We start from the raw sequence: 19,278 nt of genomic DNA, 5'->3' as shown, positions 1-19,278 counted from the left end.
TTCTCGGCCTCCGCGCTCGCGGTCGTGACCTCGGGCTATTTCGCGGGCTTTCTCGCAGGCGCGCGGCTCGCGCCGCGCCTGATCCGGAACGTGGGCCATGTCCGGGTGTTCGCCGCGCTCGGCTCCTTCATGTCCGCGGGGCTCATCGCCTTTCCGCTGCTGACGGAGCCCTGGGCCTGGACGCTTTTTCGCCTCGCGCTCGGCTTCTGCATGTCGGGCGTCTACGTCACCGCGGAAAGCTGGCTCAACAACGCCGNCATCACGCTCATCATGATCGGCAACGGCATGCAGTCCACGCTGATCGGCGTGCGCGGCGGGCTGGAGGGCTTCTCGGCCTCCGCGCTCGCGGTCGTGACCTCGGGCTATTTCGCGGGCTTTCTCGCAGGCGCGCGGCTCGCGCCGCGCCTGATCCGGAACGTGGGCCATGTCCGGGTGTTCGCCGCGCTCGGCTCCTTCATGTCCGCGGGGCTCATCGCCTTTCCGCTGCTGACGGAGCCCTGGGCCTGGACGCTTTTTCGCCTCGCGCTCGGCTTCTGCATGTCGGGCGTCTACGTCACCGCGGAAAGCTGGCTCAACAACGCCGCCACGAACGAGAACCGCGGCAAGCTGCTTTCGGCCTACATGCTGGCGCAGACGCTGGGCATGATCGCGGCCCAGGGGCTTCTGACGCGCGCGGACGCGGGCGGCGCCACGCTTTTCATCGCGGCCTCCATCCTCGTGTCGCTTTCCTTCGGGCCGATCCTCCTGTCGGCCACGCCGGTGCCCGCGGCCGAGATCACCAAGCCGATGAGCCTGCGGCGGCTCTACGAGGCCTCGCCGCTCGGAACGGTGGGCATCTTCCTGCTCGGCGGCGTCTTCGCGGCGCAGGCCGGGATGGGGGCGGTCTACGGGTCGCAGGCGGGCCTCACGGTGGATCAGGTGGCGCTTTTCGTCGCGATGCTCTTCGCGGGCAGCCTCGTGCTGCAATACCCGATCGGCTGGGTCTCGGACCGCATGGACAGGCGGCTTTTGATCCTTTCGCTCGCGGCGATCGGCGCGGCCTCCTGCCTGCTCGGCTACCTCTCGGACCTTGCGCTCTGGCCGCTCATGGCGGCGGCCTTCGTGATGGGCGGCATGGCCTCGCCGCTCTATTCGCTCTTCGTCGCCTACACGAACGACTACCTCGAGGTGGAGGACATGCCGGCCGCCTCCGGCGGGCTCGTCTTCGTCTACGGGCTGGGCGCGATCTCGGGGCCGCTGATCGCCGGGTGGGCGATGCAGGCGGCGGGGCCGCAGGCGTTCTGGCTGTTCCTGATCGCGCTCTTCGCCGCGATCTCCGGTTATGCGGGCTGGCGCATGACGCGCCGCCCGTCGCTGCCCGCCGGGGAGGCCGGCGCCTATGTGGGCGTCATGCCGACATCGTCGCCCATGGCGCTGGAAGCGGCGCAGGAATGGTCCCACGAACTCGCCGAGCAGGAGGAGGCGAAATCGGAAAGCGGCGCGCCCTGAGCGCGGGTCGCGCCGCCGTGGCGGAACGTCGTGTCGGAGGCCGGGCGCGGCGAAAGCCCCCCGGCACGAACGGGACCGAGGCGGCATGAGCAGGCCGCCGGTCGCAACGCCGGGCGCGGTGCGATGCCGGCCGGTCCAGAAACCCGGGCGACGTGACAGGGGGCGGTCGGGCAGCGCTTGCCGGGGCCGACCGGCGCCCCGGTCGTTCCGCGCGTCCGGCCGACGCGTCGGCCCTTGCATCCCCTGCCGGCCGCGCGTATATGCGGTGCCAACAGCGGCTCGTCGGGCATCGCACGGCGAACCACCGGGAAAGATCGACGGGCCGCGCGCCCGTTTTTTTGTTCCGGAGGCCCATGTCCACCCTCGTCGCCAAATCCCCCATCGACCGGCGCATCGCCGAGATCGTCCAGCCCGTGATCGAGGGGCTGGGATACGAACTCGTGCGCGTGCGCCTGATGGCGGGCAAGACGCAGACGCTGCAGATCATGGCCGAAAGGCCCGGGGGCGGCATCGAGGTGGACGACTGCGCGGCGATATCCAACGCGGTGAGCGCGGTGCTCGACGTGGAGGATCCGATCCTCGACGCCTACACGCTCGAGGTCTCGAGCCCCGGGATCGACCGGCCGCTCACGCGGCTGAAGGATTTCGCCGATTACGAGGGCTACGAGGCGAAACTCGAGACCGCCGAACTCATCGACGGGCGCCGCCGCTTCAAGGGCGTGCTCGCCGGCGTCGAGGGCGACGAAATACTGGTGAACCTGGACGAGGGCACGGTCGGCCTGCGCTTCGACTGGCTGTCCGACGCCAAGCTGGTGCTTACCGACGAGTTGATCCGCGACATGCTGAAGGCGCGCAAGGCGCAGCCGGTGGACGCGGACGCGTATGACGAGATCCGGTCGGACATGTCCGACCCCGAAGAGGACTGAAGACAGATGGCGATTACTTCTGCGAACCAGCTCGAGCTCTTGCAGACCGCGGAAGCGGTAGCCCGCGAGAAGATGATCGATCCCCTGCTCGTGGTCGAGGCGATGGAAGAAAGCCTCTCGCGGGCGGCGAAGTCGCGCTACGGCTCCGAGATGGACATCCGCGTGAGGATCGACCGCAAGACCGGCCGCGCGGACTTCACCCGCGTGCGCACCGTGGTAGCCGAGGAAGAACTCGAGAACTACCAGGCCGAGATGACCGCCGAGCAGGCGAAGCCCTATTTCGCCCCGGCGAAGCCCGGGCGCGACGAGTTCTGGATCCGCGAGGGCCAGCGCATCGACCCCGCCGAGGCCGGCGCGCCGCAGGTCGGCGACGAGTTCCACGAGGCCGTCCCGCCGGTGGAGATGGGCCGCATCGCCGCGCAGTCGGCGAAGCAGGTGATTCTCCAGAAGGTGCGGGAGGCCGAGCGCGACCGCCAGTACGAGGAATTCCAGGACCGCGTCGGCACGATCATCAACGGGATCGTCAAGCGCGAGGAATACGGCAACATCATCGTGGACGTGGGCCGCGGAGAGGCGATCCTGCGCCGCAACGAGAAGATCGGCCGGGAAAGCTACCGCAACGGCGACCGCATCCGCTGCTACATCAAGGACGTGCGCCGCGAGGCGCGGGGCCCGCAGATCTTCCTGTCGCGCACGGCGCCCGAGTTCATGGCCGAGCTCTTCAAGATGGAGGTGCCGGAGATCTACGACGGCATCATCGAGATCAAGGCCGTGGCCCGCGACCCCGGAAGCCGTGCCAAGATCGCCGTGATCTCCTACGATTCGTCGATCGACCCCGTCGGCGCCTGCGTCGGCATGCGCGGCTCGCGCGTGCAGGCCGTGGTCAACGAGCTTCAGGGCGAGAAGATCGACATCATCCCGTGGAACGAGGATCAGGCGACCTTCCTCGTCAACGCGCTTCAGCCCGCCGAGGTCTCCAAGGTCGTGATCGACGAGGAGGCGCAGCGCATCGAGGTGGTGGTGCCCGACGAGCAGCTTTCGCTGGCGATCGGCCGGCGCGGTCAGAACGTCCGCCTGGCGAGCCAGCTGACCGGGCTCGACATCGACATCCTCACCGAGGAGGAGGAGAGCCGCCGCCGCCAGAAGGAGTTCGAGGAGCGCACCCAGCTCTTCATGGAGACGCTGGACCTCGACGAGTTCTTCGCGCAGCTCCTCGTCTCCGAGGGGTTCACCAACCTCGAGGAGGTCGCCTATGTCGAGCTCGACGAGCTTCTGGTGATCGATGGCGTCGACGAGGACACGGCGACCGAGCTTCAGACCAGGGCCCGCGAATACCTCGACGAGCAGGCGCGCCAGGCCCTCGAGCGCGCCCGCGCGCTCGGTGTGGAGGACAGCCTGATTGACTTCGAGGGCCTGACACCCCAAATGATCGAGGCGTTGGCGCAGGACGGCGTGAAGACGCTCGACGATTTCGCGACCTGCGCCGACTGGGAGCTTGCCGGCGGCTGGACGACGGTGAACGGCGAGCGCGTCAAGGACGACGGTGTCCTGGAGCCTTTCGACGTATCGCTCGAAGAGGCGCAGAACATGGTCATGACCGCACGGGTCATGCTGGGCTGGGTGGATCCCGAAGAGATGCTCGGCACCGCGTCCGAAGAGGGTGACGGCGAAGAGATCGTTTCCGACGAGGCCGCCGCCACCGACGAGGCGCGCCCCTGAGCCGGTCGCCGGAGATCCGCGAGATGCCGCGCGGCGGGCGTGAGAAGACGCGGGGCGACGGGCCCGAGCGCAAGTGCATCGCGACGGGCAAGGTGCTGCCGGCCGCCTGCATGGTGCGCTTCGTGGTGAGCCCCGACGGCGTGGTGGTGCCCGACATTCTGGGCAAGCTGCCCGGTCGGGGGATCTGGGTCGCGGCCGATCGCGCGGCGCTGGAGCGCGCGGCGTCCAAGGGGCTTTTCGCCCGGGCGGCCAAGGCCCCGGTGACGGTGCCGGAAGGGCTCGTCGACGAGGTGGAGCGCCAGCTCGCGCAGCGCGTGATCGGGCTCGTCAGCCTGGCCCGGAAATCCGGGGCGGCCGTGACGGGCTACGAAAAGGTGAAGGCCTGGCTGGCGAACGGCGAGGCCGAGGTCCTGATCCAGGCCAGCGACGGCTCGGAGCGGGGCAAGACGAAGCTGAGCACGCCGCATGACGGAAGCTGGCTCGGCTGGATGACGGCGTCCGAATTGGGTTTGGCCTTCGGACGTGAAACTGTGGTACATGGCGCGCTGGCGTCTGGCGGTCTGACGAAGCGTGTTGTAGAGGAGGCCGCAAGACTTAAAGGCTTGCGCGCCAGCGACGGTGGCACCGGCCACCGGAAAGGATAAGACGGCTTTATGAGCGAGAACGACGGCAAGAAGACCCTCGGGCTGCGGAGCGGCCCGCGTTCGGGCAGCGTGAAACAGAGCTTCAGCCACGGCAGGACGAAGAACGTCGTGGTGGAGACGAAGCGCAAGCGCGTGGTCGTGCCGAAACCCTCCGCGGCCAAGAGCGGCGGCGCCGGCGGCGCCGGCGGCAGCGGCACCACGCCGTCCGCCGGCGGCGCGAAACGTCCGGGCGGCATTTCCGAAGCGGAAATGGACCGTCGTCTCAAGGCGTTGCAGGCCGCCAAGGCGCGCGAAACCGAAGAGGCGAAGGAGCGCGAGGAAGAAGAGCGCCGCCGCGCCGAGGAGCGTGAGCGCCGCCGCGCGGAACAGGAGGCCAAGGAGCGCGAGCAGCGCGAGGCCGAGGAGCGCGCGCGCCAGAAGGCCGAGGAGGAAGAACAGCGCCGGGCCGAGGCGGAGCGCGCGAAGCAGCCGCAACCGCCTGCCGAGCCCGGCGACGTGGCCAAGCCCGCCAAGGCGGTCCCGCCGGTCGCCCGCAAGAAGGAGCGGGAAGAGCCCCGAGAGGCGAAGAATCGCAAGAGCGAACGCGACAGCGCGCGCCGCTCCGGCAAGCTGACCCTGAACCAGGCGCTGGCCGGCGGAGAGGGCGGGCGCCAGAAATCGCTCGCCGCGATGAAGCGCAAGCAGGAGCGCGCCCGCCAGAAGGCGATGGGCCAGCAGGCCCCGCGCGAGAAGGTGGTGCGCGACGTCCAGCTTCCCGAGACGATCGTCGTGTCGGAACTCGCCAACCGCATGGCCGAGCGCGTGGCCGACGTGGTCAAGGCGCTCATGCAGAATGGCATGATGGTCACGCAGAACCAGGTGATCGACGCCGACACCGCCGAACTCATCATCGAGGAGTTCGGCCACAAGGTCGTGCGCGTTTCGGACGCCGACGTGGAGGACGTGATCAAGGAGGTGGAGGACAAGTCCGCCGACCTGAAACCGCGCCCGCCGGTCATCACCGTGATGGGGCACGTCGATCACGGCAAGACCTCGCTGCTCGACGCGATTCGCGAGGCCAAGGTCGTCTCCGGCGAAGCGGGGGGAATCACCCAGCACATCGGCGCCTACCAGGTCGAGGCGCCCAACGGCGACGCGCTGACCTTCCTCGACACGCCGGGCCACGCGGCCTTCACCTCGATGCGCTCGCGCGGCGCACATGTGACCGACATCGTGGTCCTGGTGGTGGCGGCCGACGACGCGGTGATGCCGCAGACCATCGAGGCCATCAACCACGCCAAGGCGGCGAAGGTGCCGATGATCGTCGCCATCAACAAGTGCGACAAGCCGGAGGCGAACCCGGACAAGGTGCGGACCGATCTTCTCCAGCACGAGGTGATCGTCGAGAAGCTGTCCGGCGACGTGCAGGACGTCGAAGTCTCCGCCATCACCGGCAAGGGCCTCGGCACGCTGCTCGAGGCGATCGCGCTGCAAGCGGAGATCCTGGAGCTTCAGGCGAACCCGGACCGCGCCGCCGAAGGCGCGGTGATCGAGGCCCAGCTCGACGTCGGCCGCGGGCCGGTGGCGACGGTGCTCGTCCAGAAAGGCACCCTGCGCCAGGGCGACATCTTCGTCGTCGGCGAGCAGTGGGGCAAGGTGCGCGCGCTCGTGAACGACAAGGGCGAGCGCGTGAAGGAGGCCGGCCCCTCCGTGCCGGTCGAAGTGCTCGGCATCAACGGCACCCCGGAAGCCGGCGACGTGCTCAACGTCGTAGAGGCCGAGGCGCAGGCGCGCGAGATCGCCGAGTACCGCCAGGAGAAGGCGAAGGAGAAGCGCGCCGCCGCCGGTGCCGCGACCTCTCTCGAGCAGCTTCTGGCCAAGGCCAAGGAAGACGAGAACGTCACCGAGCTTCCGGTGATCGTGAAGGCCGACGTGCAGGGCTCTGCCGAGGCGATCGTCCAAGCGCTGGAGAAGGTCGGCAACGAAGAGGTGCGCGTGCGCGTGCTGCACTCGGGCGTCGGCGCCATCACCGAAACCGATGTCGGCCTCGCGGAAGCCTCCGGCGCGCCGGTGATCGGCTTCAACGTGCGCGCCAACGCGCCGGCGCGCAACTCCGCCAACCAGAAGGGCGTGGAGATCCGCTACTACTCGGTGATCTACGACCTGGTGGACGACGTGAAGGCGGCAGCGTCCGGACTTCTTTCGGCCGAGGTGCGCGAGAACTTCATCGGCTACGCGGAGATCCGGCAGGTCTTCAAGGTGTCGGGCGTCGGCAAGGTGGCGGGCTGCCTCGTCACCGAGGGCGTGGCGCGCCGGTCCGCCGGTGTGCGCCTCCTGCGCGACGACGTGGTGATCCACGAGGGCACGCTGAAGACGCTCAAGCGCTTCAAGGACGAGGTGCCGGAAGTTCAGTCGGGTCAGGAGTGCGGCATGGCCTTCGAGAAATACGAGGACATCCGCGAAGGCGACGTCATCGAGATCTTCGAGCGCACCGAAGTCGAGCGCAAGCTGGACTGAGCCGCGGAAGAAAACGCGTAAGGGAGCGCCCGGCCGTATCATCGGCCGGGCGTTTTCGTGTCGGCATCGCGGGCCTTGGGTGTTTGTGTTGCGCAAGCGCGGTGAGTCCGCCACCGCCCATTCTCGGCAGGTTACGCCCAAAGGCGCGGCGGCATCGCCGTTGTGCTTGTCCGGCGCGCACGACCTGGCGGGGTCGTCCCGACACCGCTATTGACCTGCCACGGGATTTTCGCGCCGTCCGTGTCGCGCGAGCGTCAGCGGCCGCTAGAGCCAGTCGCGGAGAATCGGTATCAGCGGGACATCGGCGGGCGGCATGGGATAGTCCCGCAGCTCCGCCGCGCGTGCCCAGGAAAGGCGCTGCCCCTCCTGGCCGACGGGCACGCCCTCCCATTTCCGGCACGCGAAGAGCGGCATGAGCAGGTGAAAATCGGCATAGCCGTGGCTGGCGAAGGTCAGAGGCGCGAGACAGCTTTCTTCCGTGTCGATGGCGATCTCCTCGCGCAGCTCCCGGATGAGCGCGGCCTCGGGCGTCTCGCCTGGTTCCACCTTGCCGCCCGGAAATTCCCAGAGCCCCGCCATCGGCTTGCCCTCGGGGCGTTGGGTGAGCAGCACACGGCCGTCCCGGTCCACCAGCGCCACGGCGGCGACGAGCACGACCGTCGTCACGAGCGGTAATCCGCGTTGATGTCGATGTAGCCGTGGGTCAGGTCGCAGGTCCACACCGTGGCGCGGCCTTCCCCCAGGCCGAGATCCACGGAGATCCGCAATTCCTGCCCTTTCATGTACTCCGCCGCGGCGGCCTCGTCGTAGCTTTCGGCCACCCAGCCCTTCTCGGCCACGAGGATGTCGCCGAAGCGGATCGCCAGAAGGTCGCGGTCGGCCGGGGCGCCCGATTTCCCGACGGCCATCACCACGCGCCCCCAGTTCGCGTCCTCGCCCGCGATCGCGGTCTTCACCAGCGGAGAGTTGGCGATCGACATGGCGTGGCGCCGCGCGTCGCTGCGCGAGGTGGCGCCGGTCACCGTGACCTCGACGAATTTCGTCGCGCCCTCGCCGTCGCGCACGACCTGCTGCGCGAGGTCGAGCATCACCATCCCGAGCGCTTCGCGGAAGGCGTGGGTGTCGGCCCAGACCCGCGCCCCGCTCGCCCCGGTGGCGCCCATCAGCAGCGTGTCCGAGGTGGAGGTGTCGCCGTCCACCGTGATGCAGTTGAAGGTCCGGTCAGTCAGTTCGGCCACGATGGATTGCAGCACGGGCCGGTCCACCGCCGCGTCGGTGAACAGGAAGACGAGCATCGTGGCCATGTCGGGGGCGATCATGCCCGAGCCTTTCGCGATCCCCGAGATGGAGACCGTCCGCCCGTCGACCTCGACCTGCGCGCCCGCGCCCTTGGGGAAGGTGTCGGTCGTCATGATCGCGCGGGCCGCGGCCTCCCAGCCGCCCGGGGCCAGGGCGTCGGTCAGCGTGTCGAGCCGGGCGCGGATGCGCTCGTGCGGGAGCGGCTCGCCGATCACGCCGGTGGAGGCGGTGAAGACGCGGCGCGCGGGAAGTCCCGCCGCCTCGGCCACTGCGCCGGTCAGGGCGTCCACCGCGGCCGCGCCGGCCTTCCCGGTGAAGGCATTGGCGTTGCCCGCGTTGACGAGGAAGGCCGCGCCGGCCCGGTCGTCCCCGGCGATCTTCGCCTCACAGTCGAGGACCGGCGCGGCGCGCGTCGCGGAGCGCGTGAAGACGCCCGCCACGGTGCTGCCGGACGCGAGGCGCGCAAGCATCACGTCGTCGCGCCCGGCGTAACGGACGCCGGCCGAGGCGACGGCAAGCTCCACGCCCGCGACATCGGGCAGGTCCGGGAAACGGTCGGGCGCAAGCGGCGAGCGCGGCGGCGTGGCGCCCATCCGTCAGTTCTCCAGCATCGAGGTGTCGCTCAGCGCGGAGGGATCCATCGCCCCCTCGTCGGGCATCGTGATCTCGGCCTCGGCGCGCAGCGCCTCCAGCCGTTCGGTCACCGCGGCCTGGCGGATCTCCTCGGCCAGTTCCTCGCGGACCTCGTCGAGCGGCGGCGCCGCCTGGCTCCGCGTGTCGTTGAGCGTGATGACGTGCCAGCCGAACTGCGTCTCGACGGGCTCGGACACCGCGCCCACCTCCATCGCCATCACGGCTTCCTCGAAGGGCGGCACCATCATCCCGGGTCCGAACCAGCCAAGCTCGCCGCCCGACGGGCCGGAGGGGCCGGTGGAATGCGCCATGGCCAGTTCGCCGAAATCCACGCCCTGCTCGAGCTGGCGGACGAGATCGCGGGCCTCCTCTTCCGTCTCCACCAGAATGTGCGAGGCGTTGTACTCGGTGCCGAGATCGGCATCGGCGAAGCGCGCCTCGTAGGCGGCGCGCAGCGCCTCGTCGGTCACGACCTCGCCGATGATGGTTTCGACCGCGTCGCCGGCCCTGAGCAGGCGGCGCTCGTTCTCGAGCGCGACTCGCGCCCGCGTCGACAGGGTGTCGCCGGTCTGCTGGGCCAGAAGCGTCTGCTGGATCATCTGGTCGAGGATCCCCTCGAAGAGCACGTCGTCGGGAAGTTGCCGATACTGCTGCGGCAGGGACGTCCGCGCGACCACCATGTGCCCCAGCGTGATCTCCTGGCCGTTGACGGTGGCGACGACGGTGTCGGCGTCCGGCGTCGCGGCGGTGTCCTGGGCCGTGGCGGGCAGCGCGACGGCGAGCGCGAGCGTGGCGGCGAGAGAGCGAATCGGAGCGATCATGGGGTTTCCTTCCGGGCGGGCCGCGGGGGGCGGCGTTGACACTCAAACAGGCGCCGCTTACATCCGATGGCCAAGGCCAGTCGGCGCCGTCTTCCCCCAACACCTATGGGCTCCGGATCGGACGGGCAAGCCGATGCGGCGCCACCAGAACGTCAGCCAAGGACGGAGACATCACGCATGGGCCTCGGACGTATCGCCAGAAAGGTGTTCGGCACGCCGAACGACCGGAAGATCAAGGCGACCCGCCCGCTGATCGACAGGATCAACGCGCTGGAACCCGAGATGCAGGCGCTTTCCGACGACGCGCTCACCGCGAAGACCGCCGAATTCAAGAAGCGCCATGGCGATGGCGAGTCGCTCGACGACCTGCTGCCCGAGGCGTTCGCCGCCTGCCGCGAGGCGGGCCGGCGCGCGTTGGGTCTGCGCGCCTTCGACGTCCAGCTCATGGGCGGCATCTTCCTGCACCAGGGCAACATCGCCGAGATGAAGACCGGCGAGGGCAAGACGCTGGTCGCGACCCTGCCCGCCTACCTGAACGCGCTGACGGGGCGCGGCGTGCACATCGTCACCGTGAACGACTACCTCGCCCGGCGCGACGCGGAGTGGATGGGCAAGGTCTACGGCGCGCTGGGCCTGACCACCGGCGTGGTCGTGCCGATGCAGGATCACGAGGAGAAGCGCGCCGCCTACGAGGCCGACATCACCTATGCCACCAACAACGAGCTGGGCTTCGACTATCTGCGCGACAACATGAAGTCGTCGCTCAAGGAGATGTACCAGCGCGGCCACTATTACGCGATCGTCGACGAGGTCGACTCGATCCTGATCGACGAGGCGCGGACGCCCCTCATCATCTCGGGCCCGAGCCAGGACCGGTCCGAGCTCTACGTCTCGGTCGACCGGCTGATCCCCGACCTCAAGGACGAGCATTTCTCGATCGACGAGAAGACGCGCACCGTCACCTTCACCGACGAGGGCAACGAGTTCCTCGAGGAGTTGCTCCACGAACGCGGCCTGCTCGAGGAGGGCCGCTCGCTCTACGACCCCGAGAGCACGACGGTCGTTCACCACGTCAACCAGGGCCTGCGCGCGCACAAGCTCTACACCAGGGACAAGGACTACATCGTCCGCGATGGCGAAGTGGTGCTCATCGACGAGTTCACGGGGCGGATGATGCCGGGCCGGCGCCTGTCAGACGGTCTGCACCAAGCGATCGAAGCCAAGGAAGGCTGCGAGATCCGGCCGGAGAACGTCACCCTCGCCTCGATCACCTTCCAGAACTATTTCCGCCTTTACGACAAGCTCTCCGGCATGACCGGCACCGCCTCGACCGAGGCCGAGGAGTTCGGAGAGATCTACGGGCTTGGCGTCGTCGAGGTCCCGACGAACAAGCCGATCGCGCGGACGGACGAGGACGATCAGGTCTACCGCACCGGCCGCGAAAAGTATGCCGCCATCGTCGAGGAGATCCGCAAGGCGCACGAGAAGGGGCAGCCGGTCCTCGTCGGCACGACGTCGATCGAGAAGTCCGAGGCGCTTTCGACGCTGCTGGAGAAAGAGAAGATCCCGCACAACGTGCTGAACGCGCGCCAGCACGAGAAGGAGGCGCAGATCGTCGCGGACGCGGGCCGCCTCGGCGCGGTCACCATCGCGACGAACATGGCCGGCCGGGGCACCGACATCCAGCTCGGCGGCAATGTCGACATGCAGGTCATGGAGGAACTCGCCGCGGATCCGGAGGCGGAGCCCGACGCGCTGCGCGCCCGCATCGCGGCCAAGCACGCCGAGGAGAAGCGCAAGGTCATCGAGGCGGGCGGCCTTTACGTCCTGGCCACCGAGCGCCACGAGAGCCGCCGGATCGACAACCAGCTGCGCGGCCGGTCCGGCCGCCAGGGCGATCCCGGGCGGTCCTCCTTCTTCCTCAGCCTCGAGGATGACCTGCTGCGCATCTTCGGCTCCGAACGGCTGGAAAAGATGCTTGCCCGGCTCGGGCTTCAGGAGGGCGAGGCCATCATCCACCCCTGGGTGAACAAGAGCCTCGAGCGGGCGCAGGCGAAGGTCGAGGGGCGCAACTTCGACATCCGCAAGCAGCTGCTGAAGTTCGACGACGTGATGAACGACCAGCGCAAGGTCATCTTCAGCCAGCGGCGCGAGATCATGGAGGCGGAGGATCTGTCCGACGTGGTGCGCGACATGCGCCACCAGGTCGTGGACGATCTCGTCGACACCTACCTGCCGCCCAAGACCTACGCCGACCAGTGGGACGCCGAGGGGCTTTACGCGGCGGCGATCGAAAAGCTCGGCATCGATGTGCCCGTGATGGAGTGGGCCGAGGAGGACGGGGTCGACCAGGAGGTCATGCGCGAGCGGCTCGAAAAGGCGGCGGACGAGCATATCGCCCGGAAGGCGACGGAATTCGGCGCCGAGAACATGCGCCAGATCGAGAAGCAGATCCTGCTTCAGACCATCGACGGAAAGTGGCGCGACCACCTCCTGACGCTCGAGCACCTGCGCTCCGTCGTCGGGTTCCGCGGCTACGCGCAGCGCGATCCGCTCAACGAGTACAAGTCCGAGGCGTTCCAGCTTTTCGAAAGCATGCTCGACAGTCTGCGCGCCGACGTCACCCAGAAACTCGGCCAGATCCGCCCGCTCACGGAGGAGGAGCAGCGCCAGATGGTCGACGAGATCCGCGCGCAACGCGCGGCGATGGCGCAGGCGGCGCAGGCGGCCCATCCCGACGCCCCCGCGCCCCAGCCGGAGATGGCCGGCGCGGACGCGCCGCCACGACCGGCTGCGTCCGGTGCCGCCCCCCAGCTTGCCGCGGAGCCGGCGGCCGGCTTCGACGAGGCCGATCCGTCCACCTGGGGCGATCCGGGACGGAATCAGCTCTGCCCCTGCGGCTCGGGCAAGAAGTTCAAGCACTGCCACGGCCGCCTCGCCTGACGGCGCAGGCGACCCCCGGTTGCGTAAAAACGCCCCAATCTATCCCCCCGCTCGCCTCATGGGTGCCCCGATTGGACGGAAACATGACCCAAGATTGCACAGGGCGTGGTATGTCTGCCGCGGGCCGAGGAGGCGAATATGCTGATGTCGAACCGCTTCATACTGTCAGGCGCGACGGTTCTCGTCGCTCTGGGGATTGGCGCCGTCATGCAGTGGGGCGGCTTGCCCGCGCAGATATCCGAGCGCGATGGCGCACGAACGGGGGGCGACGGCCTCGCCGACGGGTCCGGGCCAGCGGGTGAAGGGCCCCGCGCCCTCAGCGCCCCCGACCTGACGGATGCCCCGAGCCTGAGCGGCATCACCTTCACCTCCGCGCCCCCGGTCGCGCGCGACGCGGTCCGGCCGCTTCCCGTGCCGGGCCTGCCCGAAAAGGCGGTCGCGCCCCAGCCGGACAAGGCGCCGGTCATCGACGCGCGGGAGCAGGAAGAAAGCGCCGTCGCCGGGACCGGCTGCGAGATCGGCTTCGCCGCCACGCCGGCCGAGGGCGGCGTGGTCCGGCTCGACCTCGACGCGCCGTGCCTGCCGGGAGAGCGTGTCACCCTGCACCACAACGGCCTGATGACGACGGCGGTGACCGACGAGGCCGGGGCCCTCGCGCTCGACATGCCGGCCTTCGCGCCGGCGGCAGTCTTCATCGCGGCCTTCGCGAACGGCGATGGTGCGGTCGCGCAGGCCAGGGTCGACGGCATGGAGGACCGCGCGCGCGTGGCGCTTCAGTGGCGCGGCGATACGGGCATCGCGCTCCATGCCCGCGAGAACGGCGCGCGCTACGGCGAAGAGGGGCACGTCCACGCGGACCGCGCGGGTGTGCCGGGGTCCGAAGGGTTCCTGGTGCGGCTCGCGCGGGACACGATGCCCGCGGCGCTGGGCGCGGAAGTGTACACCTTCCCCGAAGGTGTCGCGCCCGGCGATCCGTCCGTCCTCGTGACCATCGAGGCCGAGGTGACGGAGGCGAACTGCGGCAAGGACCTCGACGCGCAGCTCCTCGTGCGGCGTGACGGGGTGCTGGAGGTCCGCGACATCGCCCTTTTCATGCCGGCCTGCAGCGCCGTGGGCGACTTTCTGGTGTTGAAAAACCCCTTCGCAGACCTGAAACTCGCCCGAAACGACTGACGCGTTTCGGCCGAGGGAAAACATGAAGGCATGGCGTGCGGCGGGTTTCGTCGCACTTTTTCTAGCGGCTGCCGTGATGCCGCATGGCGGGGCCGCGCAGGACGTGACGCTGAGCTCGCCAGACGGCGCGGTGGAAATCTCGGGCACGTTGCTCGGCTTCGACGGGGAGTTCTACCGGGTCGAAACCGTTTACGGCGAACTGACGGTCGACGGCTCGGGTGTCCGCTGCGAGGGGCCGGGGTGCCCCAACCTGGAGGCTTTCGTGGCCGAGCTGCGCCTGTCGGGCGCGTCCTCCGCCGGCGACGTGCTGCTTCCCGCGCTGATCGAGGCGTTCGCCCTGCGCTCCGGTTACGGCATCCGGACAGAGCGCTCCGACGAAGACCAGGTCACACATGTCCTGACAGAGGGCGAGGACGGGACACCTGTGGCCCGCTTTCGCATCCGTGCCACCACCACCGACGAGGGGTTCGCCGATCTGCTTGCGGACGAGGCGGACATCGCCATGGCGGTCCGCGAGATCCGGGGCGCCGAGGCGCGGCTCGCCGCGGCGGCGGGCCTTGGCGATCTGGACGCGGCGGGCCGCTCGCGCGTGCTCGCCCTCGACGCGCTGGTGCCGGTGGTGGCGCCCGGGAATCCGCTGCGGGCGATTTCGATGCGCCAGCTCGCCCGCGTCTTCGGCGGGATCATCGACAACTGGAAGGATCTGGGCGGGCCCGATGCGCCCATCGTGCTGCATCTTCGCGATGCCGGGTCGGGACTGGCGCAGGCCGCCGAAGACCGCCTTCTCGCGAATGCGGGCCTGTTGCTGTCCAGCACGGCGTTGCGCCATGCATCGGACGCCGATCTGGCCCGCGCGGTCGCGGACGACCCGCTGGCGCTCGGCCTCGCCAGCCTGGCCGAGACGGGCAACACGCAGCCCCTGGCGGTCCGGGGGGCCTGCGGCTTCACGCTGCGGGCCGAGCGCCGCACCATCAAGACCGAGGATTACCCGCTCACCGCGCCGCTCTTTCTCTACCTTCCCGCGCGGCGCCTGCCGAAGATCGGGCGCGATTTCCTGGGCTATCTGGGAAGCGGGCCGGCGCAGATCGTCATCCGCCGCGCGGGCTTCGTGGACCAGGCCCCCGAGGAGGTGCCGGTGGCCGAACAGGGCGACCGCTTCCTGAACGCCATCGTTCAGGCCGGCCCCGAGGTGGGCCTCGACGAGTTGCAGCGCATGGCCGAGACGCTCGCGCTGATGCGCCGTCTCACCACGTCCTTCCGGTTTCGCCCGGGCTCCGCCCGTCTCGACGCGCAGTCGCTTTCGAACGTGGAACAGCTCGCCCGGGCGCTGGAAGAGGGGCGCTACGACGCGCGCCGCATCGTCTTCGTGGGCTTCAGCGACGGGCAGGGGCCGGCCGCCGGGAACCGCCGGATCGGGATGGATCGCGCGGAGGCCGTGCGCGCCGCGGTGGTCGCCGCCGCCGACGGCGCCGACCTCGACCGGGTGGCGCTGGACGTCGAGGCCTTCGGAGAGGCGCTGCCGATGGCCTGCGACGACAGCGCCTGGGGCCGGCAGGTGAACCGCCGCGTCGAAGTCTGGGTGCGCTGAGGGCCGGTGCAGGCCCACCCCGGATCCGGTCGGCGCGTCGGCCGCGCGCAACGCGCGCGTTAAGCGGCGATTCACCCCGCCGCGCCATCCTCCCGCCCGAAGAACGGGGTCGGGAGACAGGCGCCGATGGATCTGACCGGCAAGCTTGCCGAGGAACGCCGCGCGCGGCTCGCCGCCGAGCGGCTTCTGGAACAGAAGCAGACGGAACTCTTCGCGGCCAACCGCAAGCTGGCCCGGCAGGCGCGGCAGCTTTCCGCCGAGATCGTGGAAACCCGCGCCGAGGTCGCGACCATGCGCGACGAGAATCGGCGCGTCAGGTCGGATCTGACCCGGGCCAACGAAAAGATCGCCATCGTCGAAACGCAGCTCTGGAGCGCGCTCGAGACGGTCCGGGACGGCTTCGCCATGTTCGACGCCGACGGGTGCCTGGTTCTCGCCAACGCCGCCTATCTGTCTGTCTTTGACGGGCGCGAATCGATCGCCGCGGGGACAAGTTTCACCCATCTCGTGGACGTCATGATCGCGGACGGCATCGTCGATCTCCGGGACGAGCCGCCGGCCCGCTGGCGTGAAAGGATGTTGGGCCGCTGGGAGATGGACGAGATCCCGCCCGAGACCATCCGGCTATGGAACGGCCAGTTCGTGCAGCTCATGGACCGGCGCATGCCCGATGGCGGGCTCGTCACGCTCGCGGTCAACATCACCGACCTGATGCGGATGTGGTCCGCCGTCGAGGAGCTGCCCGACGGTTTCGTCGTCTATGACGCGCAGGACCGGCTTGTCACCTGCAACGCGCGGTACCGGGAACTCTACGCCAGAAGCGCGCCCGCGATGGTGCCCGGCGCGCGGTTCGAGGATATCCTGCGCTACGGTCTTGCCCGTGGACAGTACGCCGACGCCATCGGCCGCGAGGAGGCGTGGCTCGAGGAACGCCTGGAGCATCACCGCAACGCGCCGGGGGAGATCGAGCAGCAACTCGACGACGGGCGCTGGCTCAGGATCTTCGAGACCCTGACCTCCGACGGCGGGCGCGTCGGCCTGCGGGTGGACATCACCCAGTTCAAGGAACAGCAGCGCGCGCTCGAGGTGGCGACGGAACGCGCCGAGGCGGCAAATCGCGCCAAGTCGGCGTTCCTGGCCAACCTGACCCACGAGATCCGGACGCCGATGAACGGGGTCGTGGGAATGGCCGAGCTTCTGTCGGACACCGAGTTGACCGAAGAGCAGCATCTCTACGTGGGCACCATCCGGCGCTCGGGCGAGGCTCTTCTCGTCATCATCAACGACGTGCTGGATTTCTCCAAGATCGAGGCGGACAAGCTGACGCTTCACCCCGAGCCCTTCGACCTGGAACGCTGCATCCACGAGATCGTGATACTTCTGCAGCCCGCGGCCCGCGACAAGGGGCTGGCCGTTCTCGTGGACTACGACCTCTTCATGCCCACCCGCCTCGTCGGGGATCCGGGCCGCATGCGGCAGGTTCTCACGAACCTCGTCGGCAACGCGGTGAAGTTCACGGACGCCGGCCATGTCCTGGTGCGGGTCACCGGATTTCAGGACGGGGAGGGCGCGGCCGCCGTGCACGTCACGGTCGAGGATACCGGTATCGGGATCGCCGCGGAAAAGGTCGATCACATCTTCGGCGAATTCAACCAGATCGAGCAGGGCCGCGACCGCCGCTTCGAGGGCACCGGGCTGGGCCTGTCGATCACGAAACGGCTGATCGGTCTGATGGGCGGCGAGATCTGGGTGCACAGCGAACGGGGCAAGGGCGCCTGTTTCGGCTTCCGCGTGACGTTGCCGATCGCGGCGCCGGCCGTGGGCGCCCCGGAATTGCCGCCCATGCTCCGCACGGCGCTCGTGGTGGATGACCTCGACGTGAACCGCGAGATCCTCGTCAGGCAGCTCTCCGCCCTCGGGCTCGAACTGCGCGCGGCCGCAAGCGCCGAGGCGGCGCTTGCGCTGCTCGACCCGCCGCCCGATCTCGTGCTCGCGGATCACCGGATGCCCGGGCTCGACGGGCTCGCCTTCGCCCGCCGGCTCCGCGAACTCGGGCACGACATGCCGGTGCTGTTGCTGTCCTCGGAGGTGGGCGTGGACGAGGCCGAGATGGCGCAAGCCGGGCTTCAGGGCGTGCTTCAGAAACCGGTGCCGCGGCATGCGTTGTTCGAGCGGCTCTGCGCCCTCGGCACGCCCGCGCCGGTGCAGGCCGCGCCCGGGCGCGCGATGCGCGTCCTCGTCGCGGAGGACAACGGCACCAACCGGCTCGTGCTGTCCAAGATGCTGAAGAACCTCGACCTCGACCTCGAATTCGCGGTGAACGGAACCGAGGCGCTGGAAGCGCACGGGCGTTTCGCGCCCGATCTGATCCTGATGGACATCTCGATGCCGGAGATGGACGGCCGCGACGCCGCGCGGGAAATCCGCCGCAGGGAGGACGGCAAGGACCGCCGCGTTCCCATCGTGGCGGTGACGGCCCACGCGCTCCGGGACGATCGGGATTCGATCCTGGAGGCGGGCATCGACGGCTACCTCACGAAGCCGATCCGGAAAGCGGCGCTGGTCGAGACGATCCTCGCCCACTGCCCCGAGGAGGCGCGCCGCCCCGAAGCGCCGCGCGGGGACATGCGCGCCGGCGAGACCACGAAGAACGGGCAGGCCGCCCGCCAGCCCCGGCCCGAGTGTCCGACCTGCCGGGGCGGGTGAACGGCCTTCGTCCCCCGCGCGGCGTCCGGCGCGATTCGAAACCGCTTGACCTGCGGGTCAGGCGGACCGCTTTCGGGCCTCCGCCTCGGCGCCGCGCAGGAAGGCGGGCTGCCCCGGCTTCGACAGCTCCGGCGCGAAGGCGTAGCCGCCGCTGTCGAACTCCGCCAGCGCCTCGGGATCGGTCAGCCGGTTCTCCACGATGAAGCGGGCCATCGCACCGCGCGCCTGCTTCGCGTAGAAGCTCACGACCTTCGGGCCCCCCTCGCGGTCCTCCAGGAAGACCGGCGTGATGACGGGCAGGCCGAGCGCGTCCGTATCCACCGCGCCGAAATATTCCTGGCTCGCGCAGTTCACCAGCGCGACGGCGCCCACGTCGCGCGCAGTATCCTTCAGAGCGTGCCCGAGGCGCGCGCCCCACCAGTCGTAGAGCGTGCGGCCCCGCTCGGTCGCAAGGCGGCTGCCCATCTCCAGCCGGTAGGGTTCGATGAGGTCGAGCGGGCGCAGCAGCCCGTAAAGCCCGGACAGGATGCGCAGATGCCCCTGGGCCCAGCGCAACGCATCCGCGTCGAGCGTGCCCGCCTCGAGCCCGCGATAGGTGTCGCCCGCGAAGGCAAGCGCGGCGGGCTTGCGGGGCTGTTCCCCGAATTCCGCGAACCGGTCCCGGTTGAGCCGGGCGAGATCGTCGCTGATGCCCATGAGCTTTTTCAGCCCGGTCACGTCGAGGCCGCGCGCCACCTTGGCGAGCTGCGCCGCGTCCTCGGCGAAGGCGGGTTCCGTGGTCCCGGCGACCTCCACCGGGGTCATATCCATCTTCTTTGCGGGCGATATCACGGTGAGCATGG

13 protein-coding genes are annotated in these 19,278 nt (G+C 69.4%); 9 read left to right on the top strand and 4 right to left on the bottom strand.

Features of this window, described 5'->3' with window-relative positions; genetic code table 11:
* The first annotated feature begins 210 nt into the window (after positions 1 to 210).
* From AB6A66_RS07075 to infB, 5 genes are all read left to right on the top strand, one after another.
* Positions 211 to 1,488, top strand: a complete 1,278-nt coding sequence (locus tag AB6A66_RS07075) for an MFS transporter (protein ID WP_371055401.1) — start codon at positions 211 to 213, stop codon at positions 1,486 to 1,488.
* A 353-nt stretch (positions 1,489 to 1,841) separates the two neighbouring features.
* Positions 1,842 to 2,414, top strand: coding sequence for a ribosome maturation factor RimP (gene rimP, locus AB6A66_RS07070; protein ID WP_371055330.1), 573 nt, complete (start codon positions 1,842 to 1,844; stop codon positions 2,412 to 2,414).
* A 6-nt stretch (positions 2,415 to 2,420) separates the two neighbouring features.
* On the top strand, positions 2,421 to 4,133 hold the full coding sequence (gene nusA, locus AB6A66_RS07065) for a transcription termination factor NusA (RefSeq protein WP_371055329.1): 1,713 nt from the start codon (positions 2,421 to 2,423) through the stop codon (positions 4,131 to 4,133).
* 23 nt (positions 4,134 to 4,156) lie between these two features.
* Entirely contained in the window at positions 4,157 to 4,777 is a 621-nt protein-coding gene (locus AB6A66_RS07060) for an RNA-binding protein (RefSeq protein WP_371055328.1), read from the top strand.
* A 9-nt stretch (positions 4,778 to 4,786) separates the two neighbouring features.
* On the top strand, positions 4,787 to 7,273 hold the full coding sequence (infB, locus tag AB6A66_RS07055; RefSeq protein ID WP_371055327.1) for a translation initiation factor IF-2: 2,487 nt from the start codon (positions 4,787 to 4,789) through the stop codon (positions 7,271 to 7,273).
* 264 nt (positions 7,274 to 7,537) lie between these two features.
* Here infB and mutT read toward each other — a convergent pair whose 3' ends face one another.
* Genes mutT through AB6A66_RS07040 form a run of 3 tightly spaced genes read right to left on the bottom strand, consistent with a single transcriptional unit; the run spans position 7,538 to position 10,026 of the window.
* The gene (gene mutT, locus AB6A66_RS07050; protein ID WP_371038053.1) at positions 7,538 to 7,939 is read right to left on the bottom strand and encodes an 8-oxo-dGTP diphosphatase MutT; all 402 of its coding nucleotides are present in this window, start codon (positions 7,937 to 7,939) and stop codon (positions 7,538 to 7,540) included.
* Positions 7,936 to 9,165: a bifunctional glutamate N-acetyltransferase/amino-acid acetyltransferase ArgJ gene (gene argJ, locus AB6A66_RS07045; RefSeq protein ID WP_371055326.1), complete on the bottom strand. Its 1,230-nt coding sequence runs from the start codon at positions 9,163 to 9,165 to the stop codon at positions 7,936 to 7,938. The genes mutT and argJ overlap by 4 nt, the downstream gene beginning before the upstream one ends.
* A 3-nt stretch (positions 9,166 to 9,168) precedes the next feature.
* Complete coding sequence (locus tag AB6A66_RS07040) at positions 9,169 to 10,026, bottom strand: peptidylprolyl isomerase (RefSeq protein ID WP_371055325.1); 858 nt, start codon at positions 10,024 to 10,026, stop codon at positions 9,169 to 9,171.
* 177 nt (positions 10,027 to 10,203) lie between these two features.
* On the opposite strand from AB6A66_RS07040, the gene secA reads away from it, so the two are divergent.
* The 4 genes from secA to AB6A66_RS07020 all read left to right on the top strand — a co-directional run bounded on the left by secA (position 10,204) and on the right by AB6A66_RS07020 (position 18,436).
* Positions 10,204 to 12,969 carry a preprotein translocase subunit SecA gene (gene secA, locus AB6A66_RS07035; RefSeq protein ID WP_371055324.1) on the top strand — a complete coding sequence of 922 codons (2,766 nt, stop codon included), beginning with the start codon at positions 10,204 to 10,206 and terminating at the stop codon, positions 12,967 to 12,969.
* 138 nt (positions 12,970 to 13,107) lie between these two features.
* Positions 13,108 to 14,142 carry a hypothetical protein gene (locus AB6A66_RS07030; RefSeq protein WP_371055323.1) on the top strand — a complete coding sequence of 345 codons (1,035 nt, stop codon included), beginning with the start codon at positions 13,108 to 13,110 and terminating at the stop codon, positions 14,140 to 14,142.
* Between the two features lie 22 nt (positions 14,143 to 14,164).
* The gene (locus AB6A66_RS07025) at positions 14,165 to 15,730 is read left to right on the top strand and encodes a substrate-binding domain-containing protein (protein WP_371055322.1); all 1,566 of its coding nucleotides are present in this window, start codon (positions 14,165 to 14,167) and stop codon (positions 15,728 to 15,730) included.
* Between the two features lie 126 nt (positions 15,731 to 15,856).
* Complete coding sequence (locus tag AB6A66_RS07020; RefSeq protein WP_371055321.1) at positions 15,857 to 18,436, top strand: response regulator; 2,580 nt, start codon at positions 15,857 to 15,859, stop codon at positions 18,434 to 18,436.
* A gap of 57 nt (positions 18,437 to 18,493) precedes the next feature.
* Here AB6A66_RS07020 and yaaA read toward each other — a convergent pair whose 3' ends face one another.
* Positions 18,494 to 19,276, bottom strand: coding sequence for a peroxide stress protein YaaA (gene yaaA, locus AB6A66_RS07015; protein WP_371055320.1), 783 nt, complete (start codon positions 19,274 to 19,276; stop codon positions 18,494 to 18,496).
* Between the last annotated feature and the right edge of the window lie 2 nt (positions 19,277 to 19,278).

It is taken from the genome of Rhodosalinus sp. K401 (genome assembly GCF_041365735.1).
Taxonomy (GTDB): Bacteria; Pseudomonadota; Alphaproteobacteria; order Rhodobacterales; family Rhodobacteraceae; genus Rhodosalinus.
Note: the sequence above shows the minus strand (reverse complement) of the source record. Positions and strands in the feature narration are given on the sequence as shown.

Bases quoted from the DNA above. Each gene is read 5' to 3' on its own strand.
- rimP (WP_371055330.1), top strand. From the start codon at position 1,842: ATGTCCACCCTCGTCGCCAAATCCCCCATCGACCGGCGCATCGCCGAG.
- nusA (WP_371055329.1), top strand. From the start codon at position 2,421: ATGGCGATTACTTCTGCGAACCAGCTCGAGCTCTTGCAGACCGCGGAA.
- AB6A66_RS07060 (WP_371055328.1), top strand. From the start codon at position 4,157: ATGCCGCGCGGCGGGCGTGAGAAGACGCGGGGCGACGGGCCCGAGCGC.
- infB (WP_371055327.1), top strand. From the start codon at position 4,787: ATGAGCGAGAACGACGGCAAGAAGACCCTCGGGCTGCGGAGCGGCCCG.
- argJ (WP_371055326.1), bottom strand. From the start codon at position 9,165: ATGGGCGCCACGCCGCCGCGCTCGCCGCTTGCGCCCGACCGTTTCCCG.
- AB6A66_RS07040 (WP_371055325.1), bottom strand. From the start codon at position 10,026: ATGATCGCTCCGATTCGCTCTCTCGCCGCCACGCTCGCGCTCGCCGTC.
- secA (WP_371055324.1), top strand. From the start codon at position 10,204: ATGGGCCTCGGACGTATCGCCAGAAAGGTGTTCGGCACGCCGAACGAC.
- AB6A66_RS07030 (WP_371055323.1), top strand. From the start codon at position 13,108: ATGCTGATGTCGAACCGCTTCATACTGTCAGGCGCGACGGTTCTCGTC.
- AB6A66_RS07025 (WP_371055322.1), top strand. From the start codon at position 14,165: ATGAAGGCATGGCGTGCGGCGGGTTTCGTCGCACTTTTTCTAGCGGCT.
- AB6A66_RS07020 (WP_371055321.1), top strand. From the start codon at position 15,857: ATGGATCTGACCGGCAAGCTTGCCGAGGAACGCCGCGCGCGGCTCGCC.
- yaaA (WP_371055320.1), bottom strand. From the start codon at position 19,276: ATGCTCACCGTGATATCGCCCGCAAAGAAGATGGATATGACCCCGGTG.